Genomic DNA, 14,658 nt, shown 5'->3' on the forward strand with positions numbered 1-14,658 from the left:
TGAACTGAACTCCCGCCATCACCAGCCCCCGAACTCGTCGCGGGCGAACACCCGGCCAGAGGCAACCATCTGCACATCCCCCACAGTCGGGGTCATCGTATCGTCGGACACCGGCGTTTGCGGCAGCTGGGCGTCACCCTTTGAAATGGCCTTCAAATAGGCGATAGACGCGTCGTAGCGGTCCTTGATTTCTTCGGTGACCACGCTGGATGTGCGGGCCAGATGATAGGTGGCGATGTTGAGAGCGTGGACCTTCAGCACAGGCTGGGCCGCAGGATCGGTAACCGGCACGCGGTAACGCCCAGCCAGCCAGCCGTCCATTTCGTTCGAGGCAGCCTCAAGCGCATTGGCGATCTCGGAGGCGTCGGCGACGCCGTCGCCGTCAAGGTCGCCGATGTGCGCCTGCGATTTCTCCAAGGTCAGCCAGTCGTCCACGCTCCCGTAAGCCATGGCTTAAGCTTCCCCGGCTTTTGCGTTGCCGAGAGCGGCAAGGATCTCGGACTTGGAAACGTCCCGTTCGAGGATCTTCGAGACGGCCTGGACCTTCGGCGTTCCGTCGTGGTTGAAGTCCTTTTCCCGGTCCAGCTTTTCGATGGCGTCGAGGATGGTGCCAGGGGCGGCATCATGCGAAGCCGTATCCGGCACTTCAACAAAGCGCAGGCTGAGAAGCGGGTCCGCTTCCAGCTGCCGGGCCTGTTCTTCGCTCAGCTCCGAGAAAGGAACAGTGACGGGCTTATTGGCCGGAAACTTCCGGCCAGCCCGCCAGCGCTCGCGGGATGCGGTCACGATCACCGCGTTGGCATCTTCAAAATTCATGGCAAGCTCCTTGACGATGGCGGATCGAACCGCGGTTAAGCGAGATACGGCGATACGAAACCGTCCACCTTGCCCTGAAGGATGTTGTCTTCGCCGTTGGCCTTGCGGGCTTTCTTCAGCAGCTCGTCCGCCTTCCACTGGTTGGAAGACCCCACAACAAGCAACGTCGGCTTGATGGCAAGCTTGCCGCCCTGGTCATTCTCAAGGCTGGTCATGGCTGCGTAAGCGGCCTTGAAGTTGTCCTCGTTCAGCTCGGCCTTGGAGGCGAAGGCCATCTGCCAGAAGCCGTATCCGACGTTTGCGCGGCCATCGACGCCGTAAAGATGCTGGCCCTTCATGAACACCCGTTCCGAAGTGTTTGCGTCCACCTGCTGGGTGAACACCGGCCTCTTGCGCATCTGCAAGATGAGCGGCATCAGGGCCTGGCTGGTGTCCAGCAGGAACCAGGGATCGCCACCACCGGCCTGCATGTTGGAAACGGTCTTGACGTTTCCTTCAGCCGGATCGCCAACCGGATGATCGGTGTCGAAAAAGAACTGCCCATCGTAACATTCTGACGAAAACCCAGCCGCCAATGCTGGCCAGACCAGCTCATCAGGCCAGCGCGCAGCGGCGCGGCCCATGGCCTTGAAGCGGCCCGCATAGATCCCCAGGTTGTCGTCTTCGATGTCTGTCGCCTTGACGCCGACGGTGCTCTCGAATTCCTTGTTCTTGATGGTGTAGCTGTGGCCGGTCAGGGCCTTGATCAGCCGGTCGCCAATCCACTCGCGCAAGGACGGCCACTCGCCGAGCCAGCCATATTCGTTGCTCGCCGTCGTGGAAGGGATTTCCTCGGCAATCTTGTTCCAGGACGGATCGACTTCATCGAAACCATTCTGGTAATTCGTCTTGAACCCGGTGCCGAGGGTTCTAAGGGTTGCGCCTGTGACTTCCATTAAACTGTCTCCGCTTTAAGTGACGCGCCTAAGGTCAGGCGAATTCGATCCAGACGCCGCCGTCGTCCAAGTCCCGGACGGTGCCAGCCTCAGACCGGGTGCCGCCGCCGTCGGTCGCGGCGACGGTTTCGTCGTCCACGATGAAACAAGGCTGGTTGATGGAGGCGCGGGTCACCGGATCGCCAATGTCATTGGGGACACGAACCCAATCGTCCCGGCTCACGGTGACCGTGATTGCACCGGCAGCTCCCGAACTGTTGTCGGCAGATGCATCCGCCATACCCGCAGCGATGAGGTTGGTTGCGGTGTAGCCGGGCTTGGCGAAGCCGCCTTCCAGAACGACGAGCCCGCCGCCAAAGATCTTCGCGCCTGCCGCGACCGGGTGTGCCACCTGACGGCCAACGCGCCGGTGAATGTTCTTCATCTTCGAAAGCATCAGGAATCTCCCTTCCGGTCTTCAGCCAGGCTCTTGGCGAAATCCTCTTCGGAAAGTCCCAGCTGAGCGGCGACCTTCTTTTCATCGGCAGAAAGCACGGCCTTGCCCTTGGCCGGGTCCGCCCGGTCAAGGCCGCTGTTCTGTGCGAGATCGAGAACCGGCGCGGCCTCAATGAAAGCCTTGAAGTTCTTGAGGCCATCGGGAGACGCCTTGCAGGCGGCAAGGTGATAGTCCTTGGAGGCCGGGGCAATCCGTCCCTCCTGGGCCGCCTGATCAATCAAGGCCTCGATTTCGGCCTCTCCGGATCGTTTGATGGTGTTGAGCGCGGTATCGCGCTCACCGACGACCTTGTCGTAGTCCGCGCGCGGCACGAACTTTTGAACGTCCGGCATCTGAGCCGCGTTTTCGGCCTTGGCCTTGCCGTCCTTCAAGCTGGCCACCGCAGTCATGATCGCGTCGTCAGACGCCTCATCGGCCAGACCGAGGGTACAGCAAAGCGCCCGGCGCTTTTCCTTGTCCATGGTGCTTTCTCTTTCGGTTTCAGGGAGGGAAGCGCCGCGCCTGTTCAGCGCGGTCAGGGAGAGATTTGGATCGACGGTCAGCGCAGCCGAGGTCAGCTCAAGAATGCGCCCGCTGTCGATCTCGTAGTAAAAGGCCGGAGAAATGTACCGGTACTGGCGGCTGGAGACCTTGTCCGCCCCCAGAGTGGACCACTCGGCCCGGCCCCAGACGGACCCGCCGTCGCGGATCTCCAGCTCCACAATATGACCGGCAATGTCCTTGGCCTTGCCGTCCGGCTCAGCTTCCGTGCCATGCTCGAAATCGATGGGCAGCGGCGACGGCCTGCGCTCAAACCGGCTCAAGAGATCCTGGGGCCGGTCGTTCAGCCAGGAACGGCCATCGTAGCCGGTGATCCGTTCGCCTGCGGGCAGGAGTTCAATCCAGTCCGGCAGGCTTCCGTCTTCGGCGTTCAGCCCTTTGGCGATAGCAGCGATGGGTCGGGTGGTCTTCATGGGCAGACCATGACAACAGCCGCCCGAACAAAAACCGGCGACAAATGCCGCCGGGCAGGATCACTTGGAGGTCAATTTGGGGGAAAGCAGGACCATTTGTGTCATCAAACCGCGTCCTTGCGCAAGTGGCAGCGCCACCCTGCTTCTAAGTTCGCCGTTAAACAGGGGTTAAACAGGGCTAGAAGCGCGCGGGCGATTTTCAGGGCCGATGATGCGTCGAGCGCGTCCTGAGGCTTCTGAGGCGATTTTTCACGCGGTTTGTTTTCAGAGCAGGAACTGCTATAGTCAGGGTGGCCGCGCAAATCAGTGGCAGGCGCGAACCTGCGGAAGATGTAGCTGTCCTTCCCACGGCCTATTTCCACTCTCCGAACTTTGCCAGATGCGCCTTCATGAGGTTGGCGCTCGATACGAACATCGTGCCGATGTAGAGGAACCCGTCTGCGGATTGACGCAATGCAGCCCTCCAAAGGTAGCCGTCCGCGTCCAGCCAGAAGTTGACGCCCTTGCCATCCTTGCGCCGGTCAATGGCCGTGCCCTTCTCCAGGATCTTTTGGAGCTGACCGAAGGCGGCAACCTCGACGGCCCCATGCTTCCCCGCTTTCATGGCGACCGTGTCGCTGGAGACGACAACCAGGGCCGAAGGCGCGTTCAGGCGCTTGGCAATGTCCGGAGCGAAAGCAGCCGGCATATGCACCCGTTCTTTCATCTTCGCGTAGGCCTCCGGCGCGCGGGACGACCAGAATTCACTGATGACCTTTTTTGCGGCCTCCGGCGCACCGGCTCCGGCGTCCTCGATCCTGGCATTGAAATGGTTGATCAGGTTCCGGGCGCGGGCTCTGCCGGGATTTGAGTTCCAGCCCGGATCGATCCCCTCAGGCACCCACTCGGTTTTGCCTGTCCGTTTGTTGAGCACTTCCACATAGTCGATCACCGGCGCTTCGCTGATACCGCCGAGCCTGTCTGCTTCCTCTACCCCGATCTGCCGGATCCAGCACTTGCAGCCCCAGCCGTTGGGCGGAAACCATTCATCCCAGACAGGATCGTCAACCGGAAGAATGGTGCCGCTGCGGGCCTCATGCTGAGGACGGTGGTGTTCGCTCGGGCCTAAGCGGTAAATGAAATACGGCAGGACGCGCTTTGTCCGCTGCGCCCGCTCCCAAAGCCCCGCCGCGCGGGCGGTGCGGGTGTTCGCCCAATAGATCGTCTTGAGGCGGCGCGGGGAACCCAGCTGCGCCGAAACAGTCTCCCCGGTTTTCGGGTCAACCATCGACTTGCGGCCCCACCATCCAAGGGTCTTTAAAGCCGGTTCAAGCTCCTGTTGAAACGCTTTCAAGGTCTTGCCTTCACGGATCGCCGTGGACACCGCGTCGCGGATCTCCGTGAGGACTTCCGTCTTGACAGCCTTGGCGACGGTGAAGGCGAAGGCATGTTCTTCCGGCAGAACATCCCGGTAGTGGAACGCAGGCTTCAACGCCTTGCCCTCGAAGAAGGCAGTGATCTCAGGTGCGGGCTTGGTTGTGAACTCGTAGGGCATATCAGCCTTTCACGTCACCCACACCGCGCGCCTTGAGCCGCGCCCGGTTGATCCCCCGCGCCAGTTCACTCTCGTCCATGTTTCCGGCCAGCTGGTTCAACCCCTCCAGGATCTCGCCCAACGAACCGGCGCCGTTGACCAGGTCGCGGATCGGCTTGACGATGGGGTCCATCTGCCGCTCCCATTGGGCCAGTTCATCCTGGCCGATCTCATCAAGAAGATCGTCTGCCGTCTCCGTGGTGTTGACCGCCTTCCTACGGTTGGCCGCCGGACGGCTTGCGGCGGGCGCTTGCAGCACTTCCGCCCCCTCGGGCGGATCGGAAAAGCCGACGCGGTCGCGAACATCCGCCACGGCCACCGTGAGCCCCAGCGGTACAAGACGCTCCAGAACATTCGCCAGCCGCTCCAGGTCTTCCGGCTCCTGGACTGGCAGCTTGACGGTTGGATAGCGCTCCTGCCGCCCAAAATTCACATCGACAAAGGGACGAATGATGTCCTTGTTCAGCGTGGCCTCAAGCTGGCGCGCGTCCGCCGCTTTGATGTCCAGGCGCACCTCGTTGTGGACTTCCGCCTGGGCACGCGATGACCCGCTGTCCGTAGTCATGGTTTGCCCAAGCACGATCTTGGAAACCTGCTCGTCCAGATACTTCGCGAAATGGCCAAACACCGCATCGCCGCCGCGTGCGCTGGTCTCGATGAATTCGATATCCATCCCCTGCGGCACGATCCCGGCAGCGTCCGAAGCAATCTGAAGGACCGCCCGCATCAGCTTGCGTTTCTCGTCCTCGGAGGCGTTGGGGTGATACTTGCCGACACGAAGCGGCATGCCGAACACTTCGCAGAACTGAGCCCAGTCCTTGATGGTGTAGGACTTCAGAATGAACGACCAGATGGCGACACGGGCAAGCCCCGAGCGCACCGGTTTTCCGCTCTTCAGTTTCGGCATATGCGTGACAAATTTACCGGGGCTGAGCGGCAGGCCAACGGGGTTGCCTTCCTCCCGGATCTTCAGCTTCCGCCGATGGTCCTTGTCGAACTGGAATAGACGCGGGTCCTGCCAGACAAAGTCGCGGGGCATCCAGATTGGAGACTTCGTGTCCCACATCATTTCGACCGCTGCGTAGCCCTTGCCGAGACCGTCGAGAGCATCATCTAGCATGTCGATAAAATCGGGCTGGTTGATCAGTTCCGCGCAGGCCTTGGCAATCGTCTGGTCCTTGTCGTTTGTACTTGCCGCCTCAATGGTCATATCGATCGACGAGACGGCGCGCTTGCGTGTGCCAAGAACAGAGCCGTAGTGCGGCTCCCGCTCTTCCATTTCTTCGGCGATGGTCAGGAAGTCGAACATGTCTCCTTCCGCAGCCGCCTTCAAGATTCCGGGCACCGCCTTTGGCCTGAGGCCGGACGCCACACTCTCATCGAAGCTGCGGCTGAACCTGCCGACGCTGGTGAAGTCGGTTTCAGAAGCCAGCGTCTTGGCGCTGGTTTTCATGGGAAGACCATGGCGGTCGTAGAAGACGTGTTCTGCCATCACCAAAGCCCTTCACTGCGGTCGAAATACATGCTGCCGTTGCCGTCATCATCCCCCGGTCGCTCGCCCCAGGCGGCGCTCTCGGTGACCGCCGTGTAATCAATTGAGACCGGGTCCCGACGGCTGGCGTAGTAGGCGAGGATGCCTGCCGGTGCGCTGTCCCCGTGCCGGTCCTGACCATCAGCGCCCTTGAAACGCATGTCTTCCGGTACGCGGATGATGCCATTGACATAGGCAAGCGCCTGATGGTCGCGAAGGAAGTCCTCGTCCATCGGGAGCACAATGGTCCCGTCCGAAAACGCCTCGATATAGACTGGGCTGTTTGCCTGATACCAGCTGGCGGTCAGATGGACTTCCTGGATCATCTCGCCCCATTTCTGGGCAGCTTTTTCCGCCAGATACTGGCCGTTGCCGGTGGCATCCAGCGCACCGGCATAGAGCCTGGGCAGCCGGTCCCCGGCGTAATAGAGCACGTCGCGCTGTTGATCGAACGGGACGTTGCGCAGCTCTATCGCCAGCTTCGTGCGCCTGATCAGGTCGCGCCCAAGTTCAAGAAAAAGCATGACCGTCAGGTCGCCGGATCGTGCGAAGTCCACCCCGAAGCAATGAGGGCGCGACGGGTCCAGCGTCTTGAGAACGGGAACCAGGTTGGCCACGCACCAGTCCACCTGCTCAGCCTTGCGGATATGCTCTGGCGCGTTCTTGAAATCGTCGTCGCAGCTCCAGCGGATGATGGGGATGCCCTGTTTCATACAGGCTTCGATCTGGACGCGGGTGAGCGCCGAGCCCTCCGCGTCGGACGGAATGGCGTCCAGCTCCTGGCGCATAGCCGCTTTACGCGGACCATATGCGCCCCGGATCTTGGCTTCCCAAGCGGCTTCCCCCTCTTTCGTGTAGGTTTCGCCGGTTCGCATGCAAACCCGCTTAAAGAGGCCGTTTTCCACGGCGGCCTGGAACGGGATCGGATGGATCTGGTAAGGCGGCATTCCAGTAGAACGCACCTCGCGGATCAGCTCATTGAACGGGCTGAGGACGCCATTGTGGGTCGAAATGATGCGGATCTTGCCGCCCCAGATCAGAAGCGCGTTGACACTATCGAGAACCGCGCGCACATCCTTGTGAAACGCAGCCTCATCGATCACCACGACGCCTTGAAGGCCGCGAATATTCTCTGGCCTGGACGACAGGGCCTCAACCCGGAAGCCCGAGGCAAAGCGGATCCGGAAGGCGGAAATCAGATTTGTCGATCCGTCCTCGCGCTGGTCCTCAAACAGAAACTCCTCGACCTCGGCCAGCTGCTTGACAACGACCTTGGCGAAGTGGGCCACATAGCCAATGAACTCCCGGCCCTTGTCCTTGGTGTCCCCGATGTAAAAGATGTTGTCACCGCCAGCCTCGCGGCTCGACGCGGCGATTAGGGTATCGTCCAAGGCCTCCGCAAAAGTGATGCCGGTGCGCCGTCCCTTTTCGCAGAGCTTCAGATCCGATTTGTCTTCCAGCCACTTCTTCTGATGGTCCATCAGAATGCCAGCAGCGAGCGGGTCGAGATCCGGAGGGATGTCGGCACCGCGCAACAGGTCCGGTGGCAGGTCGTCCGGTTTACGGGACAAGATGGGGGTTTGGGGTTGCTGCATGGGCGGCCTACTCCCGAAGGCCGAGGAACTCGCGGCGAAGCTTGGCTATGGTGTCAGATGTGAGGCCCGCCGCTCCGGCAACCTTTTCCAGGGCCGCATCGGTCTTCTTGGCGAAATCCGCCTCCACCTGGGCACGGCGCTTGGTTGAAATCCCTTGCGCTGCGACCGCAGACCGGAGCGCGTTTGCCAGATCCATGGCGGATTTTGGGGCCAGACCGCCTTCGCCCGCGTCTGTCAAATGCTCGAACACAAGGGCTTTGATGGCTTCCGCCGCGATCAGCGTCAGGTCGTCCGATGCCTCAGCATCGAAGCGGTCGGAGATGGAGGCAGCAATCGCCCGCGTATCTTCCAGGCGCCGGGTAAGACGGGCCTGATTGAGGGAGTAGCGGTTGAATGAAGAGAGCGAGGGGATCGTGAAATCCAGCTCGCCGTGGAAGTCCCGCTTCAGGTCTTCCAGCTTGGCGTAGAAGTCTTCGTAAATTTCTTTCTGCGTCCGTTCCCTCAAGCGCAACTCGTTGGCGGCCCACACGATGATCTCGTCGCAGGCGGAAGGCAGACGCTCGATAGAGGACAGTTGCCCACGGCCTGTGCGGCGGGTGCTCATGTCAGCCCCCAAGACCCGGACGGCCTACGCCCTCCAGAAAAGCCCGCCGCTCCACGTGATCGAGACCTGGCTGGCGCAGTTGGACCACAAGAACCGAACCCGCCTCCACCACCCGCACCGCACCCAACTCCTCAAGCTTGCGGATCTGAGCGCGGATGTAGTCACGAGACCGTGTGTGACCGAACGTGCGTAAGACGCTTTCGATCAGCGTCTCGTTTAGGGTGAGATCGGCTTCGTCTGCCAAGGCTCGCAGGATCACCAGCCGGCAGTTGGCATCCGCTTCCTTGCGGTATTCGTCGGAAAGGCTCAAAAAGCTCATTTGGTCCCCCTGTTCAGCAGAAAATCGTCGATCCGGCGGGCGACCCGGTCCACGCCTTCCAGCCGGGTGGAGACGGTTTCGATCCGCCCGCCAACCTCACGGAGTTGCAGATCGAGCTGGTGAAAGTCGTCCTTGGTTGGGAGGTTGCTCAGCCGCATCTCCATGTCCGCGACCCGATCCGCCAGATCCGCATTTGCCCCCTCAAGACGGGCGATCTTGCGCGCATTGGTTCGTGATCCACGCGTCAACCAGGTGACAGCCAGGGCGACAGCTCCGAAGATCATTCCGAGCGCCGACATGGTGGCTTCGATTGTCTTGATGTCGATCATGCACCGCCCTTTCGGGAACCGCAGAGCGCAGTCCATCTGGCGTTGGCGATCTTGATCCCGGCAATCGTCTTATCCGTGTCGGCAAGTGACCAGCTCAAAGGACCAGTCGCGCCGCACAAGGCGATGGGTTGCCGGTCGCTTTTGGAGAGGACAGTCACCCCCCCTTCGGTTCCGCCAGCGCCTTCCTGCTCAGTCCCGCCGGTATCCGTCGTCGTCGCGCAGGCGCTCAGGATGAGCATGCAACTCAGCACGAGCGGCAGCTTCAGCGATGCGGGCTTTTTGAAGAACATCGGTTGCCTCCGTCAGGGCTGCGGCAATCGCCTCGGCGCGTCCCGCCTCCAGGAGCCGCCTCTCCCGCGCCGAGGCGGTGATCTCCGAAAGGAGCCCCACCAGGGCGCGAAGAATGGCCAGCCAGGTCATCGGGTTGTCAGCGGAGCTTCTTCGTGGCCGAGAGACGGCCATAGATCACGACCGCAAGCCCAACGAGTGCAACGATCTTGTCGCTTGCCGCGATCAGGTCATCGACAAGGCCCGCCTGACTGACGGCGCTTACATCATAGCCGAACCAACCGGCCACAATCGCAAGGGCTGCGATCACGGCCCCCCAAATGGTCCTGGACTGGAGAATGGATTTTGCTTCGTTCATGGGACTTCCCTTTCTGTTGCGGCTTACCGCTTCTTGGAGAGTGCGGCCTTAAGGGCTCGCCGGGTCTTGGAGCCAACGATGCCGTCAGCCTTGAGACCGGCTGTGTTCTGGAACTGACGAACGATGCCCCGTGTGACCGGGCCGAAGTCGCCATCACAGGCCAGCACGTAACCAAGCTTTTGGAGTGTCTGCTGAAGGTCCTTGACCGCTTCACCCTTGTCACCGGCAGCAAGGGTCTTTGCCGCTTGCGCCTCGGTACGATCCGAGACCTCTGGCACCTTTGCGGTGCGAGCCGGATTGACGTTCTGGGGATAGGAGGAACGCGGCAGCTGGAAATGCGGCCCGTCGAAAAAGCTCCGCCAGTCGCCGCCCCATTCCAGCGGAATGTTCAGCTCCCGTGCCGCCTGTTTCATCGCGTCGGAAATCGTGTGATAGAGGGGAACTTCCCAGGAGATCCGCCCGCCAAGCATGGCGACAAGATCGACCGCATGACCGGTCAGATGGCGGGAGTTCAGGGTCTTGGAAGCGCCACGGGCAACCAGCTGCCGCTGACGGGCCAGGGTGCGCAGACCCTCGGACACCTGGAACGGCTGATCAGTGATCTCGACTGCCCGCATAACCACGGCAACGAGATCCGGGTGAACGCCTTCCAGGCGCTTCAAGCTCGACTTGGTAAGGGACATGTTGACCACCTCGGTTTCGATGTGGTCAATCTAGGCAGGTGCTTCGGTGCTCCAACCGGCGACACATGTCACCGGCGGCGGCTTTCACCCGGCTTTGGGCAGGTCGAAAAGGCTTGGCTGGCGGCGATCCGGATCATCGGACATATGGTCGCCAAGCCTGCGCTGCACTGTGCGGCGGGAAACGCCGCACTCACGCGCGATTTGTTCCTGAGACTTGCCAGAACGGTGCAACTTGTCAATCTGTCTGTGCGTTTCGGCCCGGCTTCCAGACGGACCCAGGGGAACATCCACGTAAATTCCCCTCAGTCTGTTGCCGCTCGCGGTGCCGATGGCAAGCTCCTGACACAGCTTGCAAGCACTCGAATGACCGATCAGCATTGACAGCCAGTGGTCCGGTGCAGGGGCTGCCGGAAAATGGCACCGGCCACCGCCCTTTTCCTTGGCGATAGCGAGCGCGTTGCCCTCTCCGACGATCTCGGCAATCTCCATCAGGATACCGGGCAGATACGGCTTCATTTCTTGGCCTTCCTGAGCAGCTGACCGAGCTTGTTCTGTACCTCGATCCATTGCGCCGGTTCGATATGCTCCGGCCACTCCTGACCGGTCTCCAGATGCAGATAGACGGTAAGAGTTGATGCAGACGCAGGCAGCCGATCCAGCTTCACCAGCTCGGACCAAATGTGAATGCACACCTGAAACCTCGGATCGTTGTATAGCCTGGGAAGGGTTGCGTCCGTGCGGAACAATTCGTCGTTCCCGGTCGCCCGGCGTATCCAGATCTTGAGGCCCTCAATCGCCTTGAGCGCATCCGTCTCAATTAGGAGGAACCGGCTGTGATCCAGCCCGGTCTGCCGCCTGAGAAAGGTCAGCATCGCGTCGTTGGAGCGCTGACCAACGACGCCGAGGTTATAGGCCGCAATCCAGAGCGCCTGCAGTTTTGCCTCATACTTGCTGCCGCTTTTGGCGGCTGGTTTTTTCTCCCCTGAAAGGCCGTTTAAAACCACGATAAAGGACCGCTTTTCCGAGGCCGTCAGATCCTTGGCGGACCTTTTCCCTGTCTCCCTGTCCATCAAGTCCCGGTAGGTCTCGTCATCGAGACCGGCGTTCTTCTTCAGGACATGGATCATTGCAAGAGCACTCATGTGATCACTCCGCGTATGGCAGGCGGTGCTGGCAGGGCCGCACGTCGCCGAGGGGATGAATTTCGGGTTGAGTGTCGCGGGCCGCTTCCGCCTCCCGCTTTAGAATTTCGGTTGTCACGGCGTTGATCCGCCGGACGAGCTCCGGCAGCCTCAGCAGCCGGAACCTGTGTCTATCGGCCTCGGCCAGGAGCCGCGCCCGTTCCTGTCTCAGATCATCGAGAGTGGTTCCGGCGCGGCCCATGGGTCAGGCCTCACACGCTCGCGATGTCGAGCGAGACCGGTTCTCGGTCCTCGGTCGCAGGATCGCGCCGGTAGACGCGGACATAGGCCTTGGTGCCGGTCACCCTTACAGCGTCGGCAATGGCGTCCATCGCCCTGAGCCATTTTTCGTCTTCGATGGCGTGACGGCGCAGACCGAGGACCCGGCTTGTTGAGATCTTGCCCTTCTTGTCCACCTGGAACGCATCGTCCACGACGACCTTCAGGTTCGCATTTGCATCGCTCAGCCAACTGTGGAAGCACTCGTCAATCAGAGACTTGGCCGCTTCCAGCTCGGGGCCGAAGGTGATGTGTTCGGCAACAGCAACGACCACTTGCTGAGTTCCATCGAAACTGGTGAAGGTGATATTGCCCTTCCGCCCGCCACGCTTAGCGCCATACTTCTCGGCAAGGAGGTCGCGCAACGCTTCGATCTCGCCGAATGCGCGCTCCTTGAATGCTGCAAGGCGCCGGTGTATTTCATCCGCTTCTGCTGCAAGATCTTTGACCAGCGCATCTTCCAGCTGATGTTCCTGCTTGATCTTGGCGATAGGGATCAGCGACCCTTTTCCATCCATCCAATAACCTTCCGGCAAAACACTATCAGTCATGTCTTTCCCCTTCTGGCGGCCTCTGCCGCTCCCTTGAACGTGTTCAAGCCGCATCCCCGCCATCGTCCGGACGGCCCCAGTCAATGCCAACGAAAACCACCTCGGGATCTGCGGGGGGCACCGGTCGCTTGGCTCTTGGAAAGAGGGTGACGTTCTCGCAACTCAGGTCGATCACAACCCGCTGTTTGCGTTGGGCAACGGCACAGGCCTCCATCTCCATGGCCATGATCACCGCGTCCGCCAGGACGAACTCGACCAGCTGCACCGTGGCAACCGATAGACGCAGCTCACCGCCCGCCGTCTTCCTCTGCGCGATCTGCTCGCGCAGCATTCTCAGATCTCCGCTCAGCATGACGGCTTTCCTTTCAAACGGCTGTGAGGGCAGTTCTTCCGGCAGGCGTGATAGACCTGCGTCCGGATCGCGTTGGTGACAGCCCTGGGCTTGCCCTGCCAATTCAGGCAGGTATCGCGCCCGATCTCCCCGAGAACAGGGCAACGCACCGTCGCGCCCATCAGGGCACCCCGCACCTTGTCCTCGACCTTGGTCATGTCGCCCCGGTACTTGTTTCCGAGCGTTTGGCTGATAACTGCCGGGGAATAGCCGAGCCGCGCAGCACAGGCATTCAGCCCTTGCAGCTCCGCCATCTCCGCCAACTCGGAGACCCAATCTGGAACAGCCGCCCCCCAGGCTACGGCGGTCTTTTCCCGCATGGACAAGGTGCTCATGCGGCCACCTCGCTGACCGTCATATCGCCAATTGTCATCTGCCGGTTGGCGTCATAGACAATCTTGCCCGTAAGGATCTTTGGTGCCTGCGGGCCGGTGTTCATGCTCGGCTTCAACCGCCACATTCTGGTTAGCCCAGGACGTCCAGGCCGCACGATTTGCAGGTAACCGGCAGCCTCAAGCGCCCGGCAGTAGCTCAGGGCTGTCGTGACCGTGACAGTTACATCGCCAGCCGTTGCCGTGACACTCAGCTCGTGCTTGTCGAACGCGCTCAACGACCGCATGGCATTCCAGAGATACTGCTGGCCAAGACCCTGGATGCCGATACTGCCGTCCCGGTTTACCTGGGGCGTTGCTACGGGCCGACGCAGAAGCCGGTACACGTCCCGAGTTGTACCGGTCTCATTGGGTTCGGTTCTAACCGACTGCAGGATGTCTGCGGCCTTCAGGCGGCGCATGTAATCCTTGATGCACTTGTCCTGCCGGTCGTTGCATCTGAGGGCGACTTCGCGAAGGGTGAACTCCCTACCATCCTTGCCCAGGTCGCGGAGCACACTCCAGTAATGGTCATGCCCCCGATAGATCGGCGTTCCGGATGTCACCCGGAGTTCCAGCTGGATCGGCATCAGGCAACCCTCCGCACGATGCGGCGCGGCGGTTCGCCGGTATGGAACCAGCTCTGGTCAAAGCTGCCCGCGTTGAAGGCGGTTTGACGGGAGTTCCGCGCATAAACCTTCATCTTGTTCAGGTTCGCTACGATACGCCGCGCCCGCCCCTGCGAGAGGGTGACCAGCAGTTCAATGAGACTGTCCGCCAGCTCCAGGCCTGGACAGAACAGATCGGCCAGAGCCTTTGCGTCTTCGTGGTCGCACGGCTCTGCGGGCACCCATTCCAACACGCGGTTGTCAAGCCGCTCAACCTTCTTCAGCTTTGCCGGAAGCTTTTCCTCCCCGATCAGCAGTACCGGCACACCCGAATGCATGTAAATTTCCCGGACCAGCTCCAGCATGCCCTTATCGGCCAGCTGGTCTGCCTCATCAATTATGAGCGGCCTTGTATGATCATCGCCGAGGGCAAGGATCGCCTGATGGGTCATGTCCGCGATTGTCTTGCGCTCCGGCTTAATCTCCAGCTCAGTCAGCAGGTTTTCGAGGAACTTTCGCTTCGACCAGCTGTCGCCGACTTCCAGCCGGATCGCGGTTTGGACGTTGGCTGCATAGATTGAAGCATAGGTTTTGCCGTAGCCGGAATAACCGTGGAACACGCCGATGCCATCTGTATGCGGCTCGCGGTTGATCAGCAGGTCCATCAGTCCGATGAACCGCGCCACATTCTTCAAGGCAATCAGGCCGCCAGATGCCTGGTTCATGCCGTTGACAGATCCAATTCTGTCGTTCATTTTTAACTCCATTCTTCTGAAATACCGGCTCTGAAGGTTGCC

Annotated in this window: 22 protein-coding genes; all 22 read right to left on the reverse strand. The window is 60.8% G+C overall.

What is annotated here, in order from left to right:
- Positions 1 to 18: 18 nt before the first annotated feature.
- Positions 19 to 450, reverse strand: coding sequence for a gp436 family protein (locus tag IG616_RS05055; protein WP_192147045.1), 432 nt, complete (start codon positions 448 to 450; stop codon positions 19 to 21).
- A 3-nt stretch (positions 451 to 453) separates the two neighbouring features.
- The gene (locus IG616_RS05060; protein WP_192147046.1) at positions 454 to 816 is read right to left on the reverse strand and encodes a hypothetical protein; all 363 of its coding nucleotides are present in this window, start codon (positions 814 to 816) and stop codon (positions 454 to 456) included.
- A gap of 35 nt (positions 817 to 851) precedes the next feature.
- Positions 852 to 1,751 carry a Mu-like prophage major head subunit gpT family protein gene (locus IG616_RS05065; protein ID WP_192147047.1) on the reverse strand — a complete coding sequence of 300 codons (900 nt, stop codon included), beginning with the start codon at positions 1,749 to 1,751 and terminating at the stop codon, positions 852 to 854.
- 34 nt (positions 1,752 to 1,785) lie between these two features.
- Positions 1,786 to 2,187, reverse strand: a complete 402-nt coding sequence (locus IG616_RS05070) for a hypothetical protein (RefSeq protein WP_192147048.1) — start codon at positions 2,185 to 2,187, stop codon at positions 1,786 to 1,788.
- Positions 2,187 to 3,200, reverse strand: a complete 1,014-nt coding sequence (locus IG616_RS05075) for a phage protease (protein WP_192147049.1) — start codon at positions 3,198 to 3,200, stop codon at positions 2,187 to 2,189. The genes IG616_RS05070 and IG616_RS05075 overlap by 1 nt, the downstream gene beginning before the upstream one ends.
- A gap of 352 nt (positions 3,201 to 3,552) precedes the next feature.
- Positions 3,553 to 4,734: a phage head morphogenesis protein gene (locus IG616_RS05080; protein WP_192147050.1), complete on the reverse strand. Its 1,182-nt coding sequence runs from the start codon at positions 4,732 to 4,734 to the stop codon at positions 3,553 to 3,555.
- 1 nt (position 4,735) lies between these two features.
- Positions 4,736 to 6,265, reverse strand: a complete 1,530-nt coding sequence (locus IG616_RS05085; protein ID WP_192147051.1) for a DUF935 domain-containing protein — start codon at positions 6,263 to 6,265, stop codon at positions 4,736 to 4,738.
- Positions 6,265 to 7,899, reverse strand: coding sequence for a hypothetical protein (locus IG616_RS05090; RefSeq protein WP_209007291.1), 1,635 nt, complete (start codon positions 7,897 to 7,899; stop codon positions 6,265 to 6,267). Before IG616_RS05090 ends, IG616_RS05085 begins: the two co-directional genes overlap by 1 nt.
- Positions 7,900 to 7,906: 7 nt before the next feature.
- Complete coding sequence (locus IG616_RS05095; RefSeq protein ID WP_192147052.1) at positions 7,907 to 8,503, reverse strand: DUF3486 family protein; 597 nt, start codon at positions 8,501 to 8,503, stop codon at positions 7,907 to 7,909.
- Position 8,504: 1 nt separating this feature from the next.
- Positions 8,505 to 8,822 carry a VpaChn25_0724 family phage protein gene (locus IG616_RS05100; RefSeq protein ID WP_192147053.1) on the reverse strand — a complete coding sequence of 106 codons (318 nt, stop codon included), beginning with the start codon at positions 8,820 to 8,822 and terminating at the stop codon, positions 8,505 to 8,507.
- Positions 8,819 to 9,151, reverse strand: coding sequence for a DUF2730 family protein (locus tag IG616_RS05105; RefSeq protein ID WP_192147054.1), 333 nt, complete (start codon positions 9,149 to 9,151; stop codon positions 8,819 to 8,821). Before IG616_RS05105 ends, IG616_RS05100 begins: the two co-directional genes overlap by 4 nt.
- A complete protein-coding gene (locus IG616_RS05110) occupies positions 9,148 to 9,441 on the reverse strand; it encodes a hypothetical protein (protein WP_192147055.1) in 294 nt (97 codons plus the stop codon). Before IG616_RS05110 ends, IG616_RS05105 begins: the two co-directional genes overlap by 4 nt.
- A gap of 137 nt (positions 9,442 to 9,578) precedes the next feature.
- On the reverse strand, positions 9,579 to 9,797 hold the full coding sequence (locus IG616_RS05115; RefSeq protein WP_192147056.1) for a hypothetical protein: 219 nt from the start codon (positions 9,795 to 9,797) through the stop codon (positions 9,579 to 9,581).
- Positions 9,798 to 9,820: 23 nt separating this feature from the next.
- The gene (locus IG616_RS23005; protein WP_192147057.1) at positions 9,821 to 10,480 is read right to left on the reverse strand and encodes a peptidoglycan-binding protein; all 660 of its coding nucleotides are present in this window, start codon (positions 10,478 to 10,480) and stop codon (positions 9,821 to 9,823) included.
- Between the two features lie 84 nt (positions 10,481 to 10,564).
- Complete coding sequence (locus tag IG616_RS05125; RefSeq protein ID WP_192147058.1) at positions 10,565 to 10,996, reverse strand: helix-turn-helix domain-containing protein; 432 nt, start codon at positions 10,994 to 10,996, stop codon at positions 10,565 to 10,567.
- Positions 10,993 to 11,622: a regulatory protein GemA gene (locus IG616_RS05130; protein ID WP_192147059.1), complete on the reverse strand. Its 630-nt coding sequence runs from the start codon at positions 11,620 to 11,622 to the stop codon at positions 10,993 to 10,995. The genes IG616_RS05125 and IG616_RS05130 overlap by 4 nt, the downstream gene beginning before the upstream one ends.
- A 4-nt stretch (positions 11,623 to 11,626) precedes the next feature.
- Positions 11,627 to 11,863, reverse strand: a complete 237-nt coding sequence (locus IG616_RS05135; RefSeq protein ID WP_192147060.1) for a hypothetical protein — start codon at positions 11,861 to 11,863, stop codon at positions 11,627 to 11,629.
- Positions 11,864 to 11,873: 10 nt separating this feature from the next.
- The gene (locus IG616_RS05140) at positions 11,874 to 12,491 is read right to left on the reverse strand and encodes a DUF3164 family protein (RefSeq protein ID WP_192147061.1); all 618 of its coding nucleotides are present in this window, start codon (positions 12,489 to 12,491) and stop codon (positions 11,874 to 11,876) included.
- A gap of 43 nt (positions 12,492 to 12,534) precedes the next feature.
- Positions 12,535 to 12,843 (reverse strand): hypothetical protein, encoded by a 309-nt coding sequence (locus IG616_RS05145; protein WP_192147062.1) that lies wholly within the window; start codon positions 12,841 to 12,843, stop codon positions 12,535 to 12,537.
- On the reverse strand, positions 12,837 to 13,217 hold the full coding sequence (locus tag IG616_RS05150; RefSeq protein WP_192147063.1) for a transcriptional regulator: 381 nt from the start codon (positions 13,215 to 13,217) through the stop codon (positions 12,837 to 12,839). Before IG616_RS05150 ends, IG616_RS05145 begins: the two co-directional genes overlap by 7 nt.
- Positions 13,214 to 13,843, reverse strand: a complete 630-nt coding sequence (locus tag IG616_RS05155; protein WP_192147064.1) for a hypothetical protein — start codon at positions 13,841 to 13,843, stop codon at positions 13,214 to 13,216. The genes IG616_RS05150 and IG616_RS05155 overlap by 4 nt, the downstream gene beginning before the upstream one ends.
- Positions 13,843 to 14,616 carry an AAA family ATPase gene (locus IG616_RS05160; protein WP_209007292.1) on the reverse strand — a complete coding sequence of 258 codons (774 nt, stop codon included), beginning with the start codon at positions 14,614 to 14,616 and terminating at the stop codon, positions 13,843 to 13,845. The genes IG616_RS05155 and IG616_RS05160 overlap by 1 nt, the downstream gene beginning before the upstream one ends.
- Positions 14,617 to 14,658 lie beyond the last annotated feature (42 nt).

Source organism: Roseibium litorale (assembly GCF_014842915.1).
GTDB lineage: Bacteria > Pseudomonadota > Alphaproteobacteria > Rhizobiales > Stappiaceae > Roseibium > Roseibium litorale.

Coding starts and splice junctions, on each gene's coding strand:
- IG616_RS05055 (WP_192147045.1), bottom strand. CDS start 450: ATGGCTTACGGGAGCGTGGACGACTGGCTGACCTTGGAGAAATCGCAG.
- IG616_RS05060 (WP_192147046.1), bottom strand. CDS start 816: ATGAATTTTGAAGATGCCAACGCGGTGATCGTGACCGCATCCCGCGAG.
- IG616_RS05065 (WP_192147047.1), bottom strand. CDS start 1,751: ATGGAAGTCACAGGCGCAACCCTTAGAACCCTCGGCACCGGGTTCAAG.
- IG616_RS05070 (WP_192147048.1), bottom strand. CDS start 2,187: ATGCTTTCGAAGATGAAGAACATTCACCGGCGCGTTGGCCGTCAGGTG.
- IG616_RS05075 (WP_192147049.1), bottom strand. CDS start 3,200: ATGAAGACCACCCGACCCATCGCTGCTATCGCCAAAGGGCTGAACGCC.
- IG616_RS05080 (WP_192147050.1), bottom strand. CDS start 4,734: ATGCCCTACGAGTTCACAACCAAGCCCGCACCTGAGATCACTGCCTTC.
- IG616_RS05085 (WP_192147051.1), bottom strand. CDS start 6,265: ATGGCAGAACACGTCTTCTACGACCGCCATGGTCTTCCCATGAAAACC.
- IG616_RS05090 (WP_209007291.1), bottom strand. CDS start 7,899: ATGCAGCAACCCCAAACCCCCATCTTGTCCCGTAAACCGGACGACCTG.
- IG616_RS05095 (WP_192147052.1), bottom strand. CDS start 8,503: ATGAGCACCCGCCGCACAGGCCGTGGGCAACTGTCCTCTATCGAGCGT.
- IG616_RS05100 (WP_192147053.1), bottom strand. CDS start 8,822: ATGAGCTTTTTGAGCCTTTCCGACGAATACCGCAAGGAAGCGGATGCC.
- IG616_RS05105 (WP_192147054.1), bottom strand. CDS start 9,151: ATGATCGACATCAAGACAATCGAAGCCACCATGTCGGCGCTCGGAATG.
- IG616_RS05110 (WP_192147055.1), bottom strand. CDS start 9,441: ATGTTCTTCAAAAAGCCCGCATCGCTGAAGCTGCCGCTCGTGCTGAGT.
- IG616_RS05115 (WP_192147056.1), bottom strand. CDS start 9,797: ATGAACGAAGCAAAATCCATTCTCCAGTCCAGGACCATTTGGGGGGCC.
- IG616_RS23005 (WP_192147057.1), bottom strand. CDS start 10,480: ATGTCCCTTACCAAGTCGAGCTTGAAGCGCCTGGAAGGCGTTCACCCG.
- IG616_RS05125 (WP_192147058.1), bottom strand. CDS start 10,996: ATGAAGCCGTATCTGCCCGGTATCCTGATGGAGATTGCCGAGATCGTC.
- IG616_RS05130 (WP_192147059.1), bottom strand. CDS start 11,622: ATGAGTGCTCTTGCAATGATCCATGTCCTGAAGAAGAACGCCGGTCTC.
- IG616_RS05135 (WP_192147060.1), bottom strand. CDS start 11,863: ATGGGCCGCGCCGGAACCACTCTCGATGATCTGAGACAGGAACGGGCG.
- IG616_RS05140 (WP_192147061.1), bottom strand. CDS start 12,491: ATGACTGATAGTGTTTTGCCGGAAGGTTATTGGATGGATGGAAAAGGG.
- IG616_RS05145 (WP_192147062.1), bottom strand. CDS start 12,843: ATGCTGAGCGGAGATCTGAGAATGCTGCGCGAGCAGATCGCGCAGAGG.
- IG616_RS05150 (WP_192147063.1), bottom strand. CDS start 13,217: ATGAGCACCTTGTCCATGCGGGAAAAGACCGCCGTAGCCTGGGGGGCG.
- IG616_RS05155 (WP_192147064.1), bottom strand. CDS start 13,843: ATGCCGATCCAGCTGGAACTCCGGGTGACATCCGGAACGCCGATCTAT.
- IG616_RS05160 (WP_209007292.1), bottom strand. CDS start 14,616: ATGAACGACAGAATTGGATCTGTCAACGGCATGAACCAGGCATCTGGC.